Raw genomic sequence first — 19,009 nt, 5'->3', positions numbered from 1 at the left:
CGTGTTTAGAATCGCTTCTAAAAGTTATAAAAACAGAAAAATAGGGTATTTCTTTGTGTCCAAATCGTGATTTAGATTAGAGTTTTCAAAGTATCCACTACTTTTTACGATAAAAGAATGTTTACTTTTGAAATAGAAAGTAAATTAAGAAGAGGGTTTTTGCGATAAAATGTATTAGTTGAAATCTGCGCTAAGCTTTTTATCTGAATAAAACTCGAAACAATGCTTTGATAAATGGTACTTTCGGGCATTTTGAAATCACTTGAAGATCTTCGGTCAAATTAGTTTCTTCATCTAAAAATTTAAAAATCAAAGCGGGATTTCCTTTTTTAAATAAAGATGAAAAAATTGTACTTCCCAATTCATTATGGCGATGAAGAATATCTAAAAGCAATAAATCATAAAACCAAAATTTACTTTTTTTATGAAATGATGTCATACTGAACGATCCCGAAGTTTCGGGAGAAGCGCTTTTATCCCTAATAAACTTAACCAACTCGCTTGATTTTTTATCTGAATTTTTAAAAGTATAACCCGTACTCGCTTTTGTCCATCCACCGGCAGTTCCAATATTTAAAACACGTTTTGTGTTTTTTTTCCAAAAAGGATAGCAAGTCATCGGGATACTTCCCTGCTCTTTTTCTAAAATTTCATAATGTTCAATTCCGAGTTTTTTTAAATAGGTTTTAATTTCGTTTTCATATTCTTCTTTTGGAAGCAGATTTTCTGAAAACAATGTATATTCAACTAAAGCCTCGGTTTTTGAAGTCGGCAAAACATACATAAACCTTGTATTCCCTTTTTGTTCTACCGAAAAATCCATGAAAGTGGCTTGTTCCGGATTAAAAACCTCAACTGTAGTTTTTACAAACCAACCGGTAAAATGTTGTTGTAAAACGGGATATTTAGTTTGACTTTCGGCAAAAGTCTTTGTATAAATACTGTTGAATAAGTAATTGCAGGTATATCTGTTTTCTTCTGTTCCAACAAAAACGTGCGTTTCAAGTTCGTTTATATCCGTTACTTTTTCATTTAAAAAAACAATATTCTGATGTTTTGAAAGCGTTTCGAAAACAAAATTGTAAAAGTCTAAACTTCGAATTTGATTGTACTGATAAGGCTTTAACGCTAATTGGCGTTTAAAATTCTGATCGGCAAATAAGGCTGAATCCCATTTTTTGTAGATAATCAAATTCCAAACTGTTTCTTCTTTTGCCCAAAAACACCAGGTTCTGTCATTATTTTTTTTCGAATCCTGATCTAAAAGCAAAATCGATTTATCTGAAAACTTTCCAGACAAAATCATTTTATAAACCGTCATCAAAGAAGCTAATCCGGTTCCGGTAAAAATGTAATCGAAGTGTTTGATTTGCGAAGAATTCATCCTCAAAAATAATGAATTTTATTCTTTCAATTTTTCTAAAAGAAGGTTAAAATCAGTTGGGTTTAAATAGTTGTTGTATTGAAGAATGATCTCGTTTTTCTCATTCAAAACACATAAAATCGGATATACGATTTGGTTATTCATAGTTCCCAATTGCAAAGCAAGTTCATGAACGCCAACATTATTTCCCGAGGGTTTATATTTAAATGTCTGATTATTAAACGTAATATCTCGTTTTTCTTCTGCATTAAAATCAATGAAATAGAAATGTGAGTTTAGTTTTTCAATAATTTGACGGTTTTTGAATGTTGTAGATTTCATTCTTTGGCAAAATTGACACCAATCGGTATGGATGAAAACGATAATTTTTCGTTTTTGAATTTGCTGCAAACTATCTACTTCCTCAAAAGTTCTGCTTTTTAACTGACAAAATCCTGTTGAAGTTATTCCGAAGAAGAACATTAATAGAAATAGCTTTTTCATTGTTTTTGTTTTTTTGCCACAGATTGCACAGATTAAAATGATTGTTTCTTTTGCCACGAATTTCACGAATTAGCACAAATTAAAAAGTAAATCTTTCTCTAAAAAATTCGTCCGAATTCGTGAAATTCGTGGCTAAAAAAATCTGCGCTATCTGTGGCTCATAAATTTATCTCAAAGTATATCGCAATCCTAAAAACCCGCGAATCGTTTGGTTTTGCCCGTAAACATAAGTGGTATCAAAAGTCAATCCGTATGGATTATCTGGCGTGGCCAAAACTTTTCCGGCCGAATCGTATTGTACGTTTTTGTCAAAAGGATCATTGGTTCTGGAAATCAAAAACGGATTATTTTGCTTTGGTGTAAAGTTTAAAAGATTCTTGATTCCCCCGTAAACCTCAAAATTCTTCCATCCAAAATAAGTAAACTGAATATTCTGAATGCTAAACCAAGGTGATTTTGGACTTCTTGGATCTAATTCGCTCAATAAAGGCAATTCCATCGGACTGTAAACATTTCCTGTATAATCCAGCAATAAATTTAACGATTCTATTTTATATGAAATGCTCCAGGTTGCAGTGAAATTTTCGGTTAAATATGGTCTTTTTGAAATTCCGTTTTCGACATTTTTATTGTCTAAAAAAGTCGCACCAAGAATCATTTTTAAACCCGTTGGAAAATTGACATCAACATTCGTACTGATTCCCTGGCTGATTGCATATCCGTTGATATTATCGTAAATGATCTCATTTGGATTTGTTGCATAATCGGATATGATTTTATTACTGAATCTGGTGTAAAAAGCAGTTGTTTCAATTCCGATAAAAGTTCCACCTGTAAAGTTTATCTTTTGAATATAATTCAGATTTGCATTTACAGATTGTTCGGGTTTTAAATCATTCTTTATTATAACATCTCTCGAACCTGTAAGCGCCGCGTGATCTTCGGTAAATAAATTTACAACCCGAAATCCCGTTCCAGCATTCAAACGGAAAATAGTATTCTCATTTTTCTTCCATCGATATGCTACTCTTGGTGTATAAATGGAACCGTGAATCGAATTATAATCATAACGCATTCCTAACAAAACCTGACTTTTTGAAGAAAGTGTAATTTCGTCCTGAACAAAAATTCCGGGTAACCAGGTACTTTCGGCTTGTTTTGTTGCGGTTGTATTATCATCATAATACGAATATCGATTGGCAATTCCGGCAAGGAAATCATTTCTTCCTATTTTTTTATCCCAAGTCAATTGCAGAAAACCAATTTTTTGATTGGCAATATAGGATGTTGTTCCGTAACGGCTGTCTTGGTAATGTACATTTCCGGAGAAGGAAAGCATTAGTTTTTCTTCAAAAGGCAATTGATAACTTCCGATCAATTCTCCTCTTTTAGTGTAAATACTTTCGCCGTAAATTTCGTCTCCGCCTCTGTACTTTTTCTCCCAGCGCACATCTCCACCCCAGCGATCTTCATACATTCCACGCGCTGCAATCGTAAAAAGGCGATTATTATTTCTCTGAAAACTCCATTTATTAAAAACCGAAATTCTTTCAGAAAGCGTTACATCGGTAAAATTGTCTTTGTCTTTATCAATTACCTGATCGTAGTTGAAATAATTAATCCCTAAAAGTGAGACCGCTTTTTTCCCAACATTAAATTTCATCCCTAAATCAAGGTTACTTTCAAAATAACTAGTCGTAAAATAATCGGCAGAAAAAACCGGAGCGTTTGTTGGGTTTTTAGTAATAATATTGATTAAACCTCCAACGGCTTCACTTCCGTACAAAGACGAAGCCGGGCCTTTTACGATTTCAATACGTTCGACTAACGAATTCGGAATTCCGGACAAACCGTAAACGGTTGAAAGACTGCTTACAATTGGCATTCCGTCAATTAAAACCAAAGTATACGGACCTTCTAATCCGTTAATATGAATATCGCCCGTGTTGCAAACCCCGCAATTAAGCTGAGGCCGAACGCCATTGATGTTTTGAAGCGCTTCATAAATACTTGCAGTTGGATTTTTTTTGAAGAAAACCGGCGAATAAACCTCAACCGGAACGGCACTTTCTAATCGTTTTACCGCTTTTAAAGTTCCTGAAACAACCACTTCATTAAGTTGATTTTGATTATCGGTCATTTCAAAATCAAAAGTCTGGGTAGAATCTTTTTTGACTTCAATTTTCTTTTTTAAAGTTTGAAATCCCATTTGAGAAATCTGCATCGTGTAATTTCCCAAAGCAACATTTTCGAAAGCATAATAACCTAAACTATCTGAAATTGTTTTTTGATTTGTTCCTAATAAATGAACACTTGCGGCTTGTATTTTTCTTCCTTCACCAGTAACAAAACCAGAAACTTTTGCGGTTTCCTGAGCAAAGGAAAAGTTTAAATTAAAGAATATCAATATATAAATTGAATTTTTCATCTTGGTAAAATTAATTTTAGACAAATCTAAAAATTATATTTGACAAATAATGATTTTAAATTTAGAAATTTATAACTTTAGATTTGTCAATATGTTATATTTCTATTTGCCTAAAGATTTAAAGAGAAATAAAACAAATTCAATAACGTCCAGCTTTAGCTGGATGAAAATATAAATGAAACGAATAGGGCTTTAGCCAAACCGATACAATTTGGCTAAGTCCCGTTTCGATTCAAATCAAATTCCCCTAGCTGAAGCTAGGGGCTATTTAAACTTTATAAACTTCAAAAATCCTCATCAATTAGTTCTTTATTAATTACTGCTCCGGCGAAAGATCCTGTAGAAACCGCAATTGCCACAGATCGCATTTGAGTAGTACAATCTCCGCTCCCATAAATACCTGCAATGTTTGTTTTTTGCATCGCATCGACTTTTAATAAACCTTGTTCGTTTATATCACAGCCCAAATCTACCGGCAAAGAGCAATGCTGCTCAAATGGCGGTCTTGCATAAACGGCTTTTACGGCAACCTTTTCCTTGTTTTTGAAAATGATGTTTTTGACATATCCTTCTTTGTGTTCAAAGGAATCTATTTCTTCTTCGAAAATTTGAACATCATGTTTCTTAAGTATTTCAGTTTGTTCTAAAGTCAAAGTTGATTTTCCATTGGTGCATAATCTTAAATCTTTTGTCCAATTTGAAATCAGCTTTGCAAAATCAAATCCTATATCTCCATTAGCAATAATCGCAGTTTTCTCTTTTTTGACTTCATAACCATGACAATACGGACAATGTAGGATTGAAATTCCCCAGCATTCAGCAAAACCATTAATTTCCGGAAGCAAATCTTTAACTCCGGTTGCAAACAGCATTTTTCTGGCAGTGAACACTTTGCATGATTCAGTTTTGATTTCAAATTCATTTGCTGTTTTAATTGCGCTTATGGCAAGTCCGTTATAAAATTGCACCGTATCGTAAAAATCAACTTGAATTTTGGCTTTTGCCGAAATTACCTGTGGTTTTTCTCCGTCTTGTGTAATGAAATTATGAGAATATGGCGTTTGTCTGTTACAAGGCAAACCACTATCGATTACTAAAACCTGTCGTAAAGAACGACCTAAACTCATTGCTGCAGAAAGTCCGCTGTAACTTCCTCCAATAATAATAACTTCAAAATGTTTTTGTTCTATCATAATTAAGTGTTTAATGATTTGTATTTTTATGCAATCTGTAATTCATAAAATGTCCGATAATCATTCCGATGCCTCCAATAAAAATTAGATCAAGATGAATGTCTAATATGATTTCGGTTAAAACATTAATCCAAATCAAAGACATTGAAACAATCAAAGTAGCAGCTACTAAAAGATTTGATTTTTTTATAATTTTGAGAATTGCCAATAAACCTATCGTCGCAAAAACCAAATCGATAAATGGATTGTGATTTATGCCTAAAGGCAGAATAGTAAGAAGCGGAAAAACCAAACAGTGAACCAGACAAATGGTTGCACTCGAAATTCCTAAAATATCGTAAAAAGATGTGGTAGATTTCTTCATTTCATGTACATTTGCTTAATGCAATTTTGTTGCAAATATACAAGAAATTATCAATTGCAACATTGTTGCGATATTATTTTTAATTTATATAATATGAAAACAACCCGTAATACAGCAGCAAAGACGGCCGTTTTACAGATTTTGACCAAATCTAAAACTGCTTTGTCTCATACCGAAATTCAAAAACAAACTAACGATTTGTGTGATCGTGTTACGATTTACAGAGTCTTGGATCGTCTGGTTAATGATGACGTAATTCATAAAGTTGTCAATCTTGACGGAACTGTAAAATATGCAAAATGCCATCATAATGCGCAACGTGTACACATTCATAATCATGCACATTTTAGTTGTGAAAACTGTCATGAAGTAACTTGTCTTGAAAATGTAAAGCCGAGTTATATTATTCCGCACAACTATAAAGTCAATGATATAAACTTTACGCTATCAGGATTATGTCCGAATTGTTTAAATTCTAACACCTAAGATTTAGACTCGCCTAAAAATATTGTTAAACGAATATAATTTTTATATATATTTGTTAAAACAACATATTTACAATGACCAGATCTTTAGACGAAGTAAACCAATCGGTTGCTACAGAGCATAAAAAAACAGGATTCAGAAAAATATTAGCATTTTTAGGCCCGGCTTATTTGGTAAGTGTCGGTTATATGGATCCGGGAAACTGGGCTACAGATATTGCCGGCGGAAGCCAGTTTGGCTATTCTTTGCTTTGGGTTTTATTGATGAGTAACTTAATGGCTTTGTTGCTTCAGAGTTTAAGTGCCCGACTAGGTATCGTAACGCAACGCGATTTGGCACAAGCTTCAAGAGAAACATATTCTAAATTCATCAACTACATTTTATACTTTCTGGCAGAAATTGCTATTGCTGCCTGTGATCTTGCAGAAGTTTTAGGAATGGCAATTGGAATTAATCTGCTTTTTGATATTCCGTTAATCGAAGGTGTATTGATTACCGTTTTAGATACCTTTCTTCTTTTGTTCCTAATAAATAAAGGAATCCGTAAAATGGAAGCTTTTATAATTGTGTTGGTTGCCATAATTGGATTTTCTTTCATTTTTGAAATGATTTTTGCTGAACCTGAACTTGATAAAGTAATTTACGGATTGGTTCCATCGATTCCAAGTTCAGCTGCATTGTATATCGCAATCGGAATTATTGGTGCAACGGTTATGCCGCACAATTTATATTTACATTCTTCTTTGGTACAAACCCGAAAATTCGACAGAACTCCTGCCGGAATTAAACAGGCTTTGAAGTATAATTTTATCGATTCGACAATCGCTTTAAACTTAGCTTTTTTTGTAAATGCAGCTATTTTGATTTTGGCCGCGGCAACATTTTATAGAAATGGAATGTTTGAAGTCGCCGAAATTCAGGATGCACACAAATTTCTTGAACCTTTATTAGGAACTAAATGGGCGCCAATATTATTTGCCGTGGCTTTAATCGCTGCAGGGCAAAGCTCAACTGTTACGGGAACTTTAGCTGGACAAATCGTAATGGAAGGTTATTTGAATTTAAGGATTCAACCTTGGGTTCGCCGAATTATAACTCGTTTAATTGCAATTGTTCCAGCCGTTGTTGTGATTTTAATTTACGGAGAAAGCGTAACGGGAAAACTTTTGATCCTGAGCCAGGTAATTTTGAGCTTACAATTGGGGTTTGCTATTATTCCGCTGATTCATTTTGTGAGTGATAAAACCAAAATGAAAGGTTTTCATATTTCGAAAACAACTCAGATTGCGGCCTGGATTATTGCTTCGATTATTGTTTCATTAAATGCTAAACTGGTTTATGATGAAATTACTTCCTGGTTAGAAAGTTCAACGCATCCAACCATTCTTTGGTTTACCGTTGTTCCTCTTGCTTTTGGTTTTCTTGGTTTGCTGCTTTACATTGTTGTAAAACCTTTTATAGCCAGAGCAAAATCGAATATTGAAAATCATTCACCTCATCATTTAAAATTACAATACGCACCAAAAGAAACGTACAGTAAGAAAAACATAGCGATTTCAGTAGATTTTTCGAAAGCTGATGAGGCTGCACTAAACAATGCGTTCGAACTTGGCGGAATCGATGCAAAATACACCTTAATTCATATTGTAGAAACTGTTGGCGCATTAATGTATGGAGGCCACGTTGACGATCATGAAACAACTATCGACGAAAAATTATTATTAGAATATAAAGAGATGCTTTCGCAGAAAGGTTTCAGTATCGAAACTGAACTTGGGTTTGGAAAACCTAACACCGTGATTCCGAAGATCATCAATCAAGGAAATTTTGATATTTTAGTTATGGGAACTCACGGTCACACTGGCCTGAAAGATATTTTATTTGGCACAACCGTAGATAAGTTGAGACATAAAATTTCTATACCTTTGTTGATTGTTAAGAAATAGGAACAAAGGTTCAGAGGTTCAAAGGAACAAAGATTTTTAAACTTTGAGCCTCTGAACCTTTGCCTCTTTGAACCTTAAAAAATAAAGAAATGACTTTCTCAGAAGAAAACTACCTAAAATCGATATATCACTTAACTGCTTCTTTGGAAACTGAAGTAAGTACGAACGCTATTGCAGAAATGATGGAAACCAAAGCTTCATCTGTCACTGATATGCTGAAAAAGCTGGCAGACAAGGATTTGGTTAATTATAAAAAGTATCAAGGTGTTTCTTTGACGGAAAACGGAAAACTGGCTGCCAAAATGATTGTTAGGAAACATCGTTTATGGGAAGTGTTTTTGGTAGAAAAACTAAATTTTTCCTGGGATGAGGTTCACGATATTGCTGAACAATTAGAACATATCAAGTCAGAGCAATTGATAAACCGTTTGGATGATTTTCTTGGAAATCCGACCGAAGATCCGCATGGTGATCCAATTCCGGATGCTAATGGGAGAATTATCAAAATTGAAAAACACCTGCTTTCAGAATTATCAGAACATCAAATTGGAGTTTGTGTTGGTGTAAAAGATACTTCTTCAGAATTTCTTAAATACCTTGATAAACAGGAAATTGCTTTGGGTTCCAGAATTGAATTTCTATCTAAAGAATCTTTCGATTTATCGGTTAGAATAAAAGTTGATAATAAGGAATTATCTATTTCGAATAAAATTGCTTCAAACTTATTTGTAAAGCTGGTTTAGAAATTGTTTCACAGAGATTCACTAAGATTTCACAGAGTTACACTAAGTTTTATTTTCATGGAAAGTTTTAAAGGAACAATATATATTCTAACATTCTGAAAAAGTACTTCAAAATTACTTTAGGTAAAATACCTTAAAAATCACGCCAACAAATAATTACATTTTATTCTGGCTTGAGATAATCTAAATTAATAAATCTCATTTCTAAATCCTGCAGTAAATTATCTGTTTTATTAAGGCTTATCAAATCTATCTTTAAGCGTTTTTTACTTGTAGAATTGGTTTCTATATAGAGTGTAGAATATTCAACTCCAAAACCTTTTATCTCATTAAAGTTTAATTTTTTGGTACTAAATAGATTACTGTTGATTATAGCATCATTTGTAAAAACCACTTTTCTTTTGAAAACTGCACAAAGTAATAAAACACAAATGGCAATCATTAAAATTAGAAAAAGAAGAACGACATAAAACAAGAAACCTTCTGGCGGCCATGATTTATGCAGTCGAAATGCAAAAGAATGTACAGAAACAGGTATAAACGGGATTATTAATAAACTTCCAAATGTGATTATTAATAAGATCGAAAAAAGTAAAATAAAAACTTTAAGTCGCTCTGGCATAGTATACACTTTCATCTGAAATTAGTTTAAATTATAAATTTCAGGCGAAAATAAAGTATTTTTCCTACAATAAATGTAAATGAGGTGATTTTAACTATTTAGGACAAAACGCAAAAATCTTTTTGTTCTAAAAACTTTCAGGACAAATTAAACTTAAGTTTCTAAACAATCCCCTTTTCTATCATTTCGAGCATTACCGGCGAAGCATTTTTAAACGTTGGTTCTTGTTCTATAATACTTCCCGCGTTTTTCTTGTTTACTTTAAAAGTCACATCGTTATCTGTTGTGAATAAAAGGGCTGTCAAAAACGGATTTTTAATATAAGTTCCCAAAATCAACAAAGCTTCATCTAATGTATGAAGGCTTTCTATTTCTTCGGTTTTATAACGAGTTGTTAATGATATAGAATAGGTATTGTCTTCATTTATAGCCAAACGGAAATAAATGTTTTTAATCTCGGTATCACCGATGGTTTTTGCTAAAGTAAGCTTGGCAAAAGTGCCAGCTTGAATGCTTTCTTTTACGCGTTCGCAAAAAAGAGCGAATATTGGTTCGTACATTTCTTTAAAGTTACTAAGGTTCTGAGATGCTAAGGTTCTAAGTTTTAAATTCTTTGTGAATCTCTGTGAAACCTTAGCGAAACTCTGCGGTATATTATTATTTTCCAGTAAATTCGGCTTTACGTTTTTCTAAAAACGCAGTTGTTCCTTCTTTAAAATCCTGGGTTCCGAAACATTTTCCGAATGATTTTATCTCGGTTTCAAAACCATCTTTGCCATCTTTATAATTGGCATTAATAGCTCTTATCGCTCTTCCAATTGCAAAAGGAGCATTTTTAATTATTTTTTGAGCAATTCCTGTTGCAAAATCTAAAAGTTCTGCTTGTGGAACTACATGATTTACTAATCCGTATTGTTTGGCTTCTTCTGCAGAAATCATGGCTGCAGTCATAATCATTTCCATTGCACGGCCTTTCCCTACTAATTGTGGCAAACGCTGTGTGCCGCCATAACCCGGGATTAATCCTAAAGTTACTTCCGGCAATCCCATTTTGGCATTATCTGACGCTACTCTGAAATGGCAAGCCATTGCCAATTCTAATCCTCCGCCTAATGCAAAACCGTTAACGGCAGCAATTACGGGTTTCTTTAAATTTTCTATAAAATCAAATAACGATTCTTGTCCTTCGGCAGCTAATTGCGCGCCTTCAACAATCGTGTAATTGGCAAATTCTGAAATATCAGCTCCAGCCACAAATGCTTTTTCGCCACTTCCGGTAATAATAATCACGCGGACATCATCATTTTTTCCTAATAATTTTATTGCTTTACTCAAGTCGCTAATTGTCGCTTTGTTCAAAGCGTTCAATTTTGTAGGTCTGTTAATCGTTACGGTTGCAATTTTTTCTTCAATTGAAATTAAAAGATTTTCGTAGTTCATGACGCTTTTTTTAAGAGTTTGTGATTGGTAGAGAAACTCTAAATGTGGTTCCTTTTCCATAAGTTGACTCAAAGGTAATTGTTCCTTTGTAATTTTCGATGATGTTTTTTATAATTCCGAGTCCAAGTCCCATACCGCTTGTTTTAGTAGTAAACTTTGGTTCGAAAATTCGGCCGATATCCAGTTTCTGAATTCCGATTCCGTTATCCTTTACTGCAATTTCAACATTATTGTTTCTGCGTTTAACGGTAACCAGAATAGATTTATGAAACTGACTTTCCGGAATTGCCTGTGTTGCGTTTTTAACCAAATTCGTTATGACACGAATTAGTTGTGTACGATCCATTTTTGAGATGATTTCTTCTTCCTGACTTTCAAAAACAATATAATCTTCATTAAAAATATCCAATGCCAATTCGACAACTTCAACCACATTTAAGGTTTCGTTTTGTTGTGCCGGCATCGAGGCAAAATTCGAAAATGCCGATGCCACTGCGCTCATCGTATCAATTTGCTGAATTAAAGTCTCTGAATAATCATTCATTTTTTGTTTGACATCCGGAGCTGTTGGATCAAATTTACGTTGAAAGCTCTGAACGGTCAATCGCATCGGCGTAAGCGGATTTTTAATTTCATGCGCGACTTGTTTTGCCATTTCGCGCCAAGCTTCTTCACGCTCACTTTGGGCCAGTTTTACAGCACTGCTTTCTAGTTTATCAACCATTCCGTTATAAGCTTTTATCAGGAAATTAACTTCCTTACTATTGGCTTCTAAAACGATCTTCTCATTTTTTTGATCTAAGTTGGTTTCTTCCAGCTTATCTGAAATCGTTTTTAGTGATTTTGTAATGTATGTTGAAAGGAAATAAGCCAATGCAAAAGCAACAATCAGCATAAAAGAATATACCTGACTTAAACGTATTAAGAAGGTATTCAATTCATTATCATAATAACCGTCGTCTTCTAAATACGGAAGGTTTAAAATTCCGAGAGGTTTAAATTTTTCGTCTTTTATTAAACTATATGAAGATCTGTTTTTAACTCCGTCGATGGTTTTAATATCTACAAAACGCTTTTCTATAGACGATCGAACTAATTTTAGAATGTAAACCGGAATTGGCGGCGGTGCTTTATCTACAGCGAAAGATTCTTTTGAGGATTTTAATAATTTCCCGTCAAGACTGTAAATATTGATTTCGATTTTGTGAATTTGAGCCAATTCATGAATTTTATCCTTGAAGATCAAATCCAGATTTCCTGTTTTTAAAGGATAAGTTGTCGTGTTCAAAACATAATTAATATGTTCTTTTACCGCATTTTCTTTTCGTTCTAAACGCTCCTGATGATATTCTTTGGCCTCGGTTTTAAACTGAATAATCGAAATCGAAGCCAATAAAAAAGATGCTACAACAATCAATACAATCATCGACAGGAAAATCCTGGTACGCAATGAAAGCATCGACATTTTGAAGTTGTTAAACATAGTTTTTGTTTTATTTGTTTCAGGTTTCAGGTTTCGTTGCGGTTAACAACCTGAAACTAAAAAAACTATTTCTTTTCTCTGATTCTTTTGTAAAAACGAAATCCTAACATAATAATAATCGAGAATAAAAAGATTCCGATTACACCAAAAATCCAGTTGATGGCACTTTTTAAAACTACTAAAAAAACCACGGCAAAAAGGATAATTGTTGCGCCTTCATTCCATAAACGCATAAAATTGTTCGAATATTTTACCTCATCATTTTGTAATTGCTTAAAAATCTGATGGCATTTTAAATGATATAAGTATAATAAGAAAACGAAACACAACTTAACATGCATCCACGGCATTTTGAGCCATGCGTTTCCTAAATCTGTAAAAAGCAACATCCAAAAAGCAAATATACTTGCCAATATTGCTGATGGCCAAGTAATAATATACCATAAACGATATGTCATTATTTTGTATTGCGCCTGTAAAATTTCCTTTTCGGGAGATGGTTTTTCATTGGCTTCTATTTGATAAACGAACAAACGCACAATATAAAACAAACCTGCAAACCAAGTGATTACAAATATAAGGTGCAGCGATTTTAGATAATTATAATATTCCATGAAAGTCTTTTTTCTTTACTCTTTCTTCTATTTTCTATTATTTAGCCCATTCATTAATCCAATTCCCAACTGTTTCGCACCAATCATCATCATCATTCAAACATGGAATTGCTAAGAATTCTTCGCCTCCATTTTTCTCAAAATCTTCTTTGGCACGCATAGCTATTTCTTCCAAAGTTTCTAAACAGTCCGATACAAAAGCTGGCGTTACAACGGCTAACTTTTTAATTCCTTTTGCCGGCATTTTATCAATTTCAATATCCGTATAAGGTTCTAACCATTTATCACCAGCTAAACGCGATTGAAAAGTTAAACTGTATTTATCTTCCGGAAGTCCTAATAGCTTAATAACTTGTTTTGTAGTTTCATAACATTGGTGACGGTAACAAAAATCGTGCGCAGCTGAAGGCGTGTTACAACAAGAACCATCAATTTTGCAATGTGATTTAGTTACATCGGTTTTGCGAATATGACGTTCAGGAATTCCGTGGTAAGAAAACAACAAATGATCATAATCAAATCCAACTAAATGTTTTTGAATTGAATCTGCCAGGTTTTTGATATAATCCGGTTTGTTGTAAAATGCCGGAACATCAGTAAAAGTCATATTTGGGAATTTCTTATTGCGAATTTCTTCGGCTTTAACCAAAATAGTCAAAGTTGAAGCCATTGCATATTGCGGATATAACGGAAAAAGCATTACTTCTGTAACTCCTTTATCATGCAATTCCTGAAGTCCTTTTTCAATAGTCATACTTCCGTAACGCATTGCTAACGAAACAGGAACATTTACCAAAGGCTGAACTTTCTTTTGCATTCTTTCTGAAAGAACAACTAAAGGCGAACCCTCGTCCCACCAAATTTTTGCATAAGCATGTGCAGATTCTTCCGGTCTTTTTCTTAAAATAATACCACGAACCAATAATGCTCTCAATAAATACGGAACATCAATCACATATTTATCCATTAAAAATTCATCTAAATACGGTTTTACATCTTTTGGTGTTGGACTTTCCGGAGATCCTAAGTTTACTAATAATACGCCTTTCATTATGTTTTTTGCTTTAGGCTTTAAGCTTTAGGCTTTAAGCTTTTTGTTTAAATTTTCGTCAAAAGTAGGTTTTGCTACTTTTGGGAAATATGATATTTATTACTTTTTAATTATGTTTGGATATATAAAATTGATGCTTTAAAACGTAATCAGTTTTTATCCTTTTTTATATTTGTTGAATAATTTTTCTAACGATTTATATTCTTCCTCTGTTCCAAAGTTTTCTGTCTGGATTTCCTTTTTAGAACTAATCAGATAAAACTGGCGACAGGATAGACATATTTTCGCTACACCTGAGATTTCTTTATTCTTTTTAAAAACCAAAATATCCCTATATTGTGGTGAACAGGCATATACATTTTCAAGTTTCTTTAAAGAAGATTTCTCCAAAAAAATATCATTTCTTAAATATTGAATATCTTTTTGAGATAGTTCAAACTTAGAGAACCCATCAGAATTAATTGTTTCGTAAAAAAAAGTATTGTTTACTTTCTCCGGATATTCATTATAAAAGATTTTATCGACAATAGTGTTATCAATACCTTTAGCATGATTCTTGTCCATTTCTTCTTCTTTACTTTTATTCAATGAATAGTATTCAACACTGTCAAAATCAAAAAACATTTTTTCTTCTTTTGATTTACAAGACAGGATTAGAAAAAGCACTAAAATTATTGAATACCTTTTTATCATTAAACATTAGTATTAATTGACATCAAATACTTTTTGGGTGTTGTCGCAAACTTCTTCTTGAACGCCGCTATAAAGTGACTTCCCGTGCTGTATCCAATTTTCAAACCAACTTCGTTTACATTATAAGATCCGCTATCAAGTAGTTTTCGAGCGAAATCCATTTTGTAATCGAAAAGGAAACCATAAACCGTGTCGCCGTAAATTTGTTTGAAACCCATTTTTAATTTCTTCAAATTTAAACCAATTTCATCTGCCAACTCTTGTAATCCGGGAGGTTCAGCCATATTGGCGATGATAATTTCTTTGGCTTTTCGAATCTTCAAAACGTTATCTTCATCAATCAAAAACGGACATTGTTCTGCGTTTGGATCTTCGGTTCGATTAAAATACAAACTCAACAATTCGTATCCTTTTCCTTTATAATAAAGGTTTTTGATCGATGGATGAAGGTTGTAATGAAACAACTGACTTAACACAATAGCCATAGAAGGACTGATATTTCCTTCGTTATAATACTTTTTGTCCTTATTATCAGGACTTAAAAAAGTAATATAATCTGCTTCTGCAGAAAACAACGCGTGAAATTTCTTGATTGATACGATTACAGATATTACCCAGGAATTTGGAGCCAACTCTAAATTCAGCGGTAATTCTTTCTGTGGATTGTACAAAAGCAACGATTTTTCTTCCTTCAATTCAAGAGCATAATTGCCTTGATTGAACAAAAATTTAGCATTGCCTTTTATTCCGAAGTGAAACTGTATCAGGCCACTACCTATTTCGCGTTGTGCAGAAAATGGCTCGGTACTGTCGTTTTGAAAACGGATTAGCGTAAAGTCGTCTTCAATTTTTATAATTTCCTGAGAACTCATAGCGATATTTTTTTTGGAATAAAATCAAACTATATCTAAAATGTTATTTAGAATCACTCTAAACAAAACATTTCAAACAAGTTGATTTTGCTACAAAAATACTTCTTTTTGCATAAAAACAGACGATTAGAAACAAAAAAACACTTAGCGACACAAATAGTACTTTGAGCGTTACTTTTATAAACACTATAATGATAATTTTGTCTCACTTTTATGAAAGTGAATTTATGGAAAACAATAACGCACCGAAACACCTATATTTTTACTCAGTTGGTCTGAGTTATAAAAAAGCTGATGCTGAGGTTAGAGGTCAATTTAGTTTGGATGCTATTGCGAAGACGCGTTTGCTGGAACAAGCTAAAACAGAAGGAATAGAAAGTTTAATTGTCACTTCGACCTGCAACAGAACCGAGATTTATGGTTTTGCAGAACACCCTTTTCAATTAATAAAACTTATTTGTGATAACAGCAACGGTTCTGTCGATGCTTTTCAAAAAGTTGGTTTCGTTTATAAAAATCAGGAAGCAATTAGTCATTTATTTCGCGTAGGAACTGGTTTAGACAGTCAGATCTTAGGCGACTTCGAGATTATTTCTCAAATTAAAACAAGTTTCACACATTCTAAATCAATGGGTTTAGCCAATACTTTTATGGAAAGATTGGTAAATGCCGTGATTCAGGCCAGCAAAAAAATCAAGAACGAAACAGAGATTAGTTCCGGAGCGACTTCGGTTTCTTTTGCATCTGTACAATATATTCTTAAAAATGTCGAAGACATTAGTAATAAAAACATTTTACTTTTCGGAACTGGAAAAATTGGAAGAAATACTTGTGAAAATTTAGTAAAACATACTAAAAACGAACATATTACTTTAATCAACAGAACGAAGGATAAAGCTGAGAAATTGGCCGGAAAACTAAATCTGATTGTTAAAGATTATTCAGAATTGCATCTGGAACTTCAAAAAGCAGATGTTGTGGTTGTTGCTACCGGCGCACAAAACCCTACGGTTGACAAAGCGATTTTAAATCTTAAAAAACCTTTGTTGATTTTAGATTTATCTATTCCAAAAAATGTTCATGAAAATGTAGAGGAATTAGAAGGTGTAACTTTGATTCACATGGATTACTTGTCTCAATTGACAGATGAAACTTTGGAAAACAGAAAACTACACATTCCTGCTGCCGAAGCCATTATTGAAGAAATCAAAGAAGAATTCACTATTTGGATGAAAGGCCGAAAATTCGCGCCAACCATTAATGCTTTAAAGGAAAAACTAAATGCAATTAAAGTTTCGGAGTTAGATTTTCAAAGCCGAAAAATTGCTGACTTTAATGAGCATCAAGCTGAAATCATCAGCAACAGGATTATTCAAAAAATCACTACTCATTTTGCAAATCACTTAAAAGATGACGATACCATGGTTGATGAAAGTATCGAATGGATCGAAAAAGTCTTCAAAATAAAAGCATCTTAAATAAATTTTAAACCACATAAGTATATAAGTTCATTTAACAAAACTGCAGTTTTACACAAACTGCTTAAATTTACTTATAATTTATATGGTTCAAAAAACAAAACATGGCTGAAAAAACAATCAGAATTGGAACTCGCGATAGCGAATTAGCACTTTGGCAGGCACATAATGTCGAAAAACAACTAAACGATTTAGGTTATAAAACTACAATTGTTGCGGTAAAATCTCAAGGCGATATTATTCTTGACAAACCACTTTATGAACTTGGCATTACAGGAATTTTTACAAAAACCTTGGATATTGCTATGATCAATGGCGATATTGATATTGCTGTTCATTCGATGAAAGATGTTCCTACCGCTTTACCAAAAGGAATTGTTCAGGCAGCTGTTCTTGAAAGAGCGAATGTTTTAGATATTTTGGTTCAAAAGGGAAATCCTGATTTTGCCAATCCAAGCACAATTGCAACAGGAAGTTTACGTCGCCAGGCATTATGGTTCAACAAATATCCAAATCATACTGTGGTTGATTTACGCGGAAATGTAAACACACGCATGCAAAAATTACAAGACAATAACTGGGATGGAGCTGTTTTTGCTGCTGCAGGTTTGGAACGCATCAACCTGAAACCAGAAAATTATATCAATTTAGACTGGATGATTCCCGCGCCGGCACAAGGAGCAATGCTTGTTGTGGCTATGGAAAATGACAATTATACTTTAGATGCACTTTCGCAGCTAAATCATATTGAGACAGAAATTTGTACATATATCGAACGTCAGTTTTTAAGAACGCTGGAAGGCGGTTGTACTGCACCAATCGGAGCTTTAGTTCGCTACAATGAAGATGAAGACACATTGCATTTTCAAGGTGTTTTACTTTCTGTTGATGGAAAACAAAAACTAGAAATCAATAAAACTGTTGACATTTCAGAATGGAAAAAATTAGGTTTTCATTCAGCTCAGGAAATTTTAAACAATGGCGGAACTGAATTGATGGCATCTATTAAAGAATCTCTAAAAAAATAATGGCAAAATCAATTCAAATATTATCTACTAAAAAGCTAACGGGCGAACAAAAACAAGCATTGGTAAAAGCCAATCTTGAAATTATTGAAGCTGATTTTATTCAAACTCAAAATAAATCTTTCGAATTAAAAGACATTAATGAAAATCTAATTTTTACGAGTCAGAATGCAGTTCATAGCGTTTTATCTGATCCAAAATCGGAACAATTAAAGAGTAAAAACGTTTTTTGTGTTGGATTAAAAACCAAGATTCTTTTATCAGAAAGCGGATTCAATGTTGTGGCTTACACAGGTTATGCTGCTGATTTAGCTGAAATCATTACTTTAATTTACCGCAGTGAAAGCTATACTTTCTTTAGTGGAAATCTTCGTAGAGAAACTTTACCGCAAGCTTTAAAAGATGCTGAAGTAAGATTTAATGAGATTCAGGTTTATGATACTTCATTAACTCCACAAAAAATAAAAACTCCGGTAGATGCAATTTTATTTTTTAGTCCGTCTGGCGTTGAAAGTTATTTGAAAGATAATACAATCAAAAAAGAAACCTGCTTTTGCATTGGAGATACTACTGCTGAAGCTTTACATAAAATCACCAAAAACATCATTATTGCAGATCAGCCAACGATTGAAGATGTAATCGAAGATGTAATTACTGAATATAGCAATAAGCTTTAGGCAATAAGCCTTAAGCATAAAATTAAA

The 19,009-nt window shown here is 33.3% G+C and carries 19 protein-coding genes; 6 read left to right on the top strand and 13 right to left on the bottom strand.

Annotation, left to right across the window (positions count from 1 at the left end; translation table 11 throughout):
• Nucleotides 1-199: 199 nt before the first annotated feature.
• The 5 genes from GKZ86_RS21170 to GKZ86_RS21150 all read right to left on the bottom strand — a co-directional run bounded on the left by GKZ86_RS21170 (nt 200) and on the right by GKZ86_RS21150 (nt 5,852).
• Entirely contained in the window at nt 200-1,384 is a 1,185-nt protein-coding gene (locus GKZ86_RS21170; protein WP_154785052.1) for a lycopene cyclase family protein, read from the bottom strand.
• Between the two features lie 18 nt (nt 1,385-1,402).
• A complete protein-coding gene (locus tag GKZ86_RS21165; RefSeq protein WP_154785051.1) occupies nt 1,403-1,867 on the bottom strand; it encodes a thioredoxin fold domain-containing protein in 465 nt (154 codons plus the stop codon).
• A 166-nt stretch (nt 1,868-2,033) separates the two neighbouring features.
• The gene (locus tag GKZ86_RS21160) at nt 2,034-4,295 is read right to left on the bottom strand and encodes a TonB-dependent receptor (RefSeq protein WP_154785050.1); all 2,262 of its coding nucleotides are present in this window, start codon (nt 4,293-4,295) and stop codon (nt 2,034-2,036) included.
• A 284-nt stretch (nt 4,296-4,579) separates the two neighbouring features.
• Entirely contained in the window at nt 4,580-5,488 is a 909-nt protein-coding gene (locus GKZ86_RS21155) for an NAD(P)/FAD-dependent oxidoreductase (protein WP_154785049.1), read from the bottom strand.
• Nucleotides 5,489-5,498: 10 nt separating this feature from the next.
• Complete coding sequence (locus GKZ86_RS21150; RefSeq protein WP_154785048.1) at nt 5,499-5,852, bottom strand: MerC family mercury resistance protein; 354 nt, start codon at nt 5,850-5,852, stop codon at nt 5,499-5,501.
• Nucleotides 5,853-5,945: 93 nt separating this feature from the next.
• Between GKZ86_RS21150 and GKZ86_RS21145 the strand changes: the two genes are divergently transcribed.
• The 3 genes from GKZ86_RS21145 to GKZ86_RS21135 all read left to right on the top strand — a co-directional run bounded on the left by GKZ86_RS21145 (nt 5,946) and on the right by GKZ86_RS21135 (nt 9,027).
• Entirely contained in the window at nt 5,946-6,338 is a 393-nt protein-coding gene (locus GKZ86_RS21145) for a Fur family transcriptional regulator (protein ID WP_154785047.1), read from the top strand.
• 74 nt (nt 6,339-6,412) lie between these two features.
• A complete protein-coding gene (locus GKZ86_RS21140; protein WP_154785046.1) occupies nt 6,413-8,284 on the top strand; it encodes an Nramp family divalent metal transporter in 1,872 nt (623 codons plus the stop codon).
• 89 nt (nt 8,285-8,373) lie between these two features.
• Complete coding sequence (locus GKZ86_RS21135; RefSeq protein WP_154785045.1) at nt 8,374-9,027, top strand: metal-dependent transcriptional regulator; 654 nt, start codon at nt 8,374-8,376, stop codon at nt 9,025-9,027.
• Nucleotides 9,028-9,190: 163 nt separating this feature from the next.
• Here GKZ86_RS21135 and GKZ86_RS21130 read toward each other — a convergent pair whose 3' ends face one another.
• From GKZ86_RS21130 to GKZ86_RS21095, 8 genes are all read right to left on the bottom strand, one after another.
• Nucleotides 9,191-9,664, bottom strand: coding sequence for a hypothetical protein (locus GKZ86_RS21130; RefSeq protein ID WP_154785044.1), 474 nt, complete (start codon nt 9,662-9,664; stop codon nt 9,191-9,193).
• A 146-nt stretch (nt 9,665-9,810) separates the two neighbouring features.
• Nucleotides 9,811-10,209, bottom strand: coding sequence for a hypothetical protein (locus GKZ86_RS21125; protein ID WP_154785043.1), 399 nt, complete (start codon nt 10,207-10,209; stop codon nt 9,811-9,813).
• A 97-nt stretch (nt 10,210-10,306) separates the two neighbouring features.
• Entirely contained in the window at nt 10,307-11,089 is a 783-nt protein-coding gene (locus GKZ86_RS21120; protein WP_154785042.1) for an enoyl-CoA hydratase/isomerase family protein, read from the bottom strand.
• 10 nt (nt 11,090-11,099) lie between these two features.
• A complete protein-coding gene (locus GKZ86_RS21115; protein WP_154785149.1) occupies nt 11,100-12,515 on the bottom strand; it encodes an ATP-binding protein in 1,416 nt (471 codons plus the stop codon).
• Between the two features lie 122 nt (nt 12,516-12,637).
• Nucleotides 12,638-13,186 carry a CopD family protein gene (locus GKZ86_RS21110; protein ID WP_154785041.1) on the bottom strand — a complete coding sequence of 183 codons (549 nt, stop codon included), beginning with the start codon at nt 13,184-13,186 and terminating at the stop codon, nt 12,638-12,640.
• 37 nt (nt 13,187-13,223) lie between these two features.
• Nucleotides 13,224-14,237, bottom strand: coding sequence for a ferrochelatase (gene hemH, locus GKZ86_RS21105; RefSeq protein ID WP_154785040.1), 1,014 nt, complete (start codon nt 14,235-14,237; stop codon nt 13,224-13,226).
• 156 nt (nt 14,238-14,393) lie between these two features.
• Nucleotides 14,394-14,861 (bottom strand): hypothetical protein, encoded by a 468-nt coding sequence (locus GKZ86_RS21100; protein ID WP_154785039.1) that lies wholly within the window; start codon nt 14,859-14,861, stop codon nt 14,394-14,396.
• A 68-nt stretch (nt 14,862-14,929) separates the two neighbouring features.
• The gene (locus GKZ86_RS21095; protein ID WP_154785038.1) at nt 14,930-15,802 is read right to left on the bottom strand and encodes an AraC family transcriptional regulator; all 873 of its coding nucleotides are present in this window, start codon (nt 15,800-15,802) and stop codon (nt 14,930-14,932) included.
• A gap of 227 nt (nt 15,803-16,029) precedes the next feature.
• Between GKZ86_RS21095 and hemA the strand changes: the two genes are divergently transcribed.
• From hemA to GKZ86_RS21080, 3 genes are all read left to right on the top strand, one after another.
• On the top strand, nt 16,030-17,280 hold the full coding sequence (gene hemA, locus GKZ86_RS21090) for a glutamyl-tRNA reductase (RefSeq protein ID WP_154785037.1): 1,251 nt from the start codon (nt 16,030-16,032) through the stop codon (nt 17,278-17,280).
• Between the two features lie 104 nt (nt 17,281-17,384).
• Nucleotides 17,385-18,308 (top strand): hydroxymethylbilane synthase, encoded by a 924-nt coding sequence (gene hemC, locus GKZ86_RS21085; RefSeq protein ID WP_154785036.1) that lies wholly within the window; start codon nt 17,385-17,387, stop codon nt 18,306-18,308.
• Entirely contained in the window at nt 18,308-18,982 is a 675-nt protein-coding gene (locus GKZ86_RS21080; RefSeq protein ID WP_154785035.1) for a uroporphyrinogen-III synthase, read from the top strand. Before hemC ends, GKZ86_RS21080 begins: the two co-directional genes overlap by 1 nt.
• Nucleotides 18,983-19,009: the final 27 nt, after the last annotated feature.

This window comes from Flavobacterium sp. LC2016-13 (genome assembly GCF_009707955.1).
In the GTDB taxonomy this organism is placed as follows: domain Bacteria; phylum Bacteroidota; class Bacteroidia; order Flavobacteriales; family Flavobacteriaceae; genus Flavobacterium.
Note: the sequence above shows the minus strand (reverse complement) of the source record. Positions and strands in the feature narration are given on the sequence as shown.

Excerpts from the sequence above, each read along its gene's own strand:
- hemA (WP_154785037.1), top strand. The coding sequence starts at position 16,030 with ATGGAAAACAATAACGCACCGAAACACCTATATTTTTACTCAGTTGGT.
- GKZ86_RS21145 (WP_154785047.1), top strand. The coding sequence starts at position 5,946 with ATGAAAACAACCCGTAATACAGCAGCAAAGACGGCCGTTTTACAGATT.
- GKZ86_RS21080 (WP_154785035.1), top strand. The coding sequence starts at position 18,308 with ATGGCAAAATCAATTCAAATATTATCTACTAAAAAGCTAACGGGCGAA.
- GKZ86_RS21130 (WP_154785044.1), bottom strand. The coding sequence starts at position 9,664 with ATGAAAGTGTATACTATGCCAGAGCGACTTAAAGTTTTTATTTTACTT.
- GKZ86_RS21150 (WP_154785048.1), bottom strand. The coding sequence starts at position 5,852 with ATGAAGAAATCTACCACATCTTTTTACGATATTTTAGGAATTTCGAGT.
- GKZ86_RS21125 (WP_154785043.1), bottom strand. The coding sequence starts at position 10,209 with ATGTACGAACCAATATTCGCTCTTTTTTGCGAACGCGTAAAAGAAAGC.
- GKZ86_RS21100 (WP_154785039.1), bottom strand. The coding sequence starts at position 14,861 with ATGTTTTTTGATTTTGACAGTGTTGAATACTATTCATTGAATAAAAGT.
- GKZ86_RS21165 (WP_154785051.1), bottom strand. The coding sequence starts at position 1,867 with ATGAAAAAGCTATTTCTATTAATGTTCTTCTTCGGAATAACTTCAACA.
- GKZ86_RS21155 (WP_154785049.1), bottom strand. The coding sequence starts at position 5,488 with ATGATAGAACAAAAACATTTTGAAGTTATTATTATTGGAGGAAGTTAC.
- GKZ86_RS21110 (WP_154785041.1), bottom strand. The coding sequence starts at position 13,186 with ATGGAATATTATAATTATCTAAAATCGCTGCACCTTATATTTGTAATC.
- GKZ86_RS21095 (WP_154785038.1), bottom strand. The coding sequence starts at position 15,802 with ATGAGTTCTCAGGAAATTATAAAAATTGAAGACGACTTTACGCTAATC.
- GKZ86_RS21120 (WP_154785042.1), bottom strand. The coding sequence starts at position 11,089 with ATGAACTACGAAAATCTTTTAATTTCAATTGAAGAAAAAATTGCAACC.
- hemH (WP_154785040.1), bottom strand. The coding sequence starts at position 14,237 with ATGAAAGGCGTATTATTAGTAAACTTAGGATCTCCGGAAAGTCCAACA.
- GKZ86_RS21160 (WP_154785050.1), bottom strand. The coding sequence starts at position 4,295 with ATGAAAAATTCAATTTATATATTGATATTCTTTAATTTAAACTTTTCC.
- GKZ86_RS21135 (WP_154785045.1), top strand. The coding sequence starts at position 8,374 with ATGACTTTCTCAGAAGAAAACTACCTAAAATCGATATATCACTTAACT.
- GKZ86_RS21140 (WP_154785046.1), top strand. The coding sequence starts at position 6,413 with ATGACCAGATCTTTAGACGAAGTAAACCAATCGGTTGCTACAGAGCAT.
- GKZ86_RS21115 (WP_154785149.1), bottom strand. The coding sequence starts at position 12,515 with ATGATTGTATTGATTGTTGTAGCATCTTTTTTATTGGCTTCGATTTCG.
- hemC (WP_154785036.1), top strand. The coding sequence starts at position 17,385 with ATGGCTGAAAAAACAATCAGAATTGGAACTCGCGATAGCGAATTAGCA.
- GKZ86_RS21170 (WP_154785052.1), bottom strand. The coding sequence starts at position 1,384 with ATGAATTCTTCGCAAATCAAACACTTCGATTACATTTTTACCGGAACC.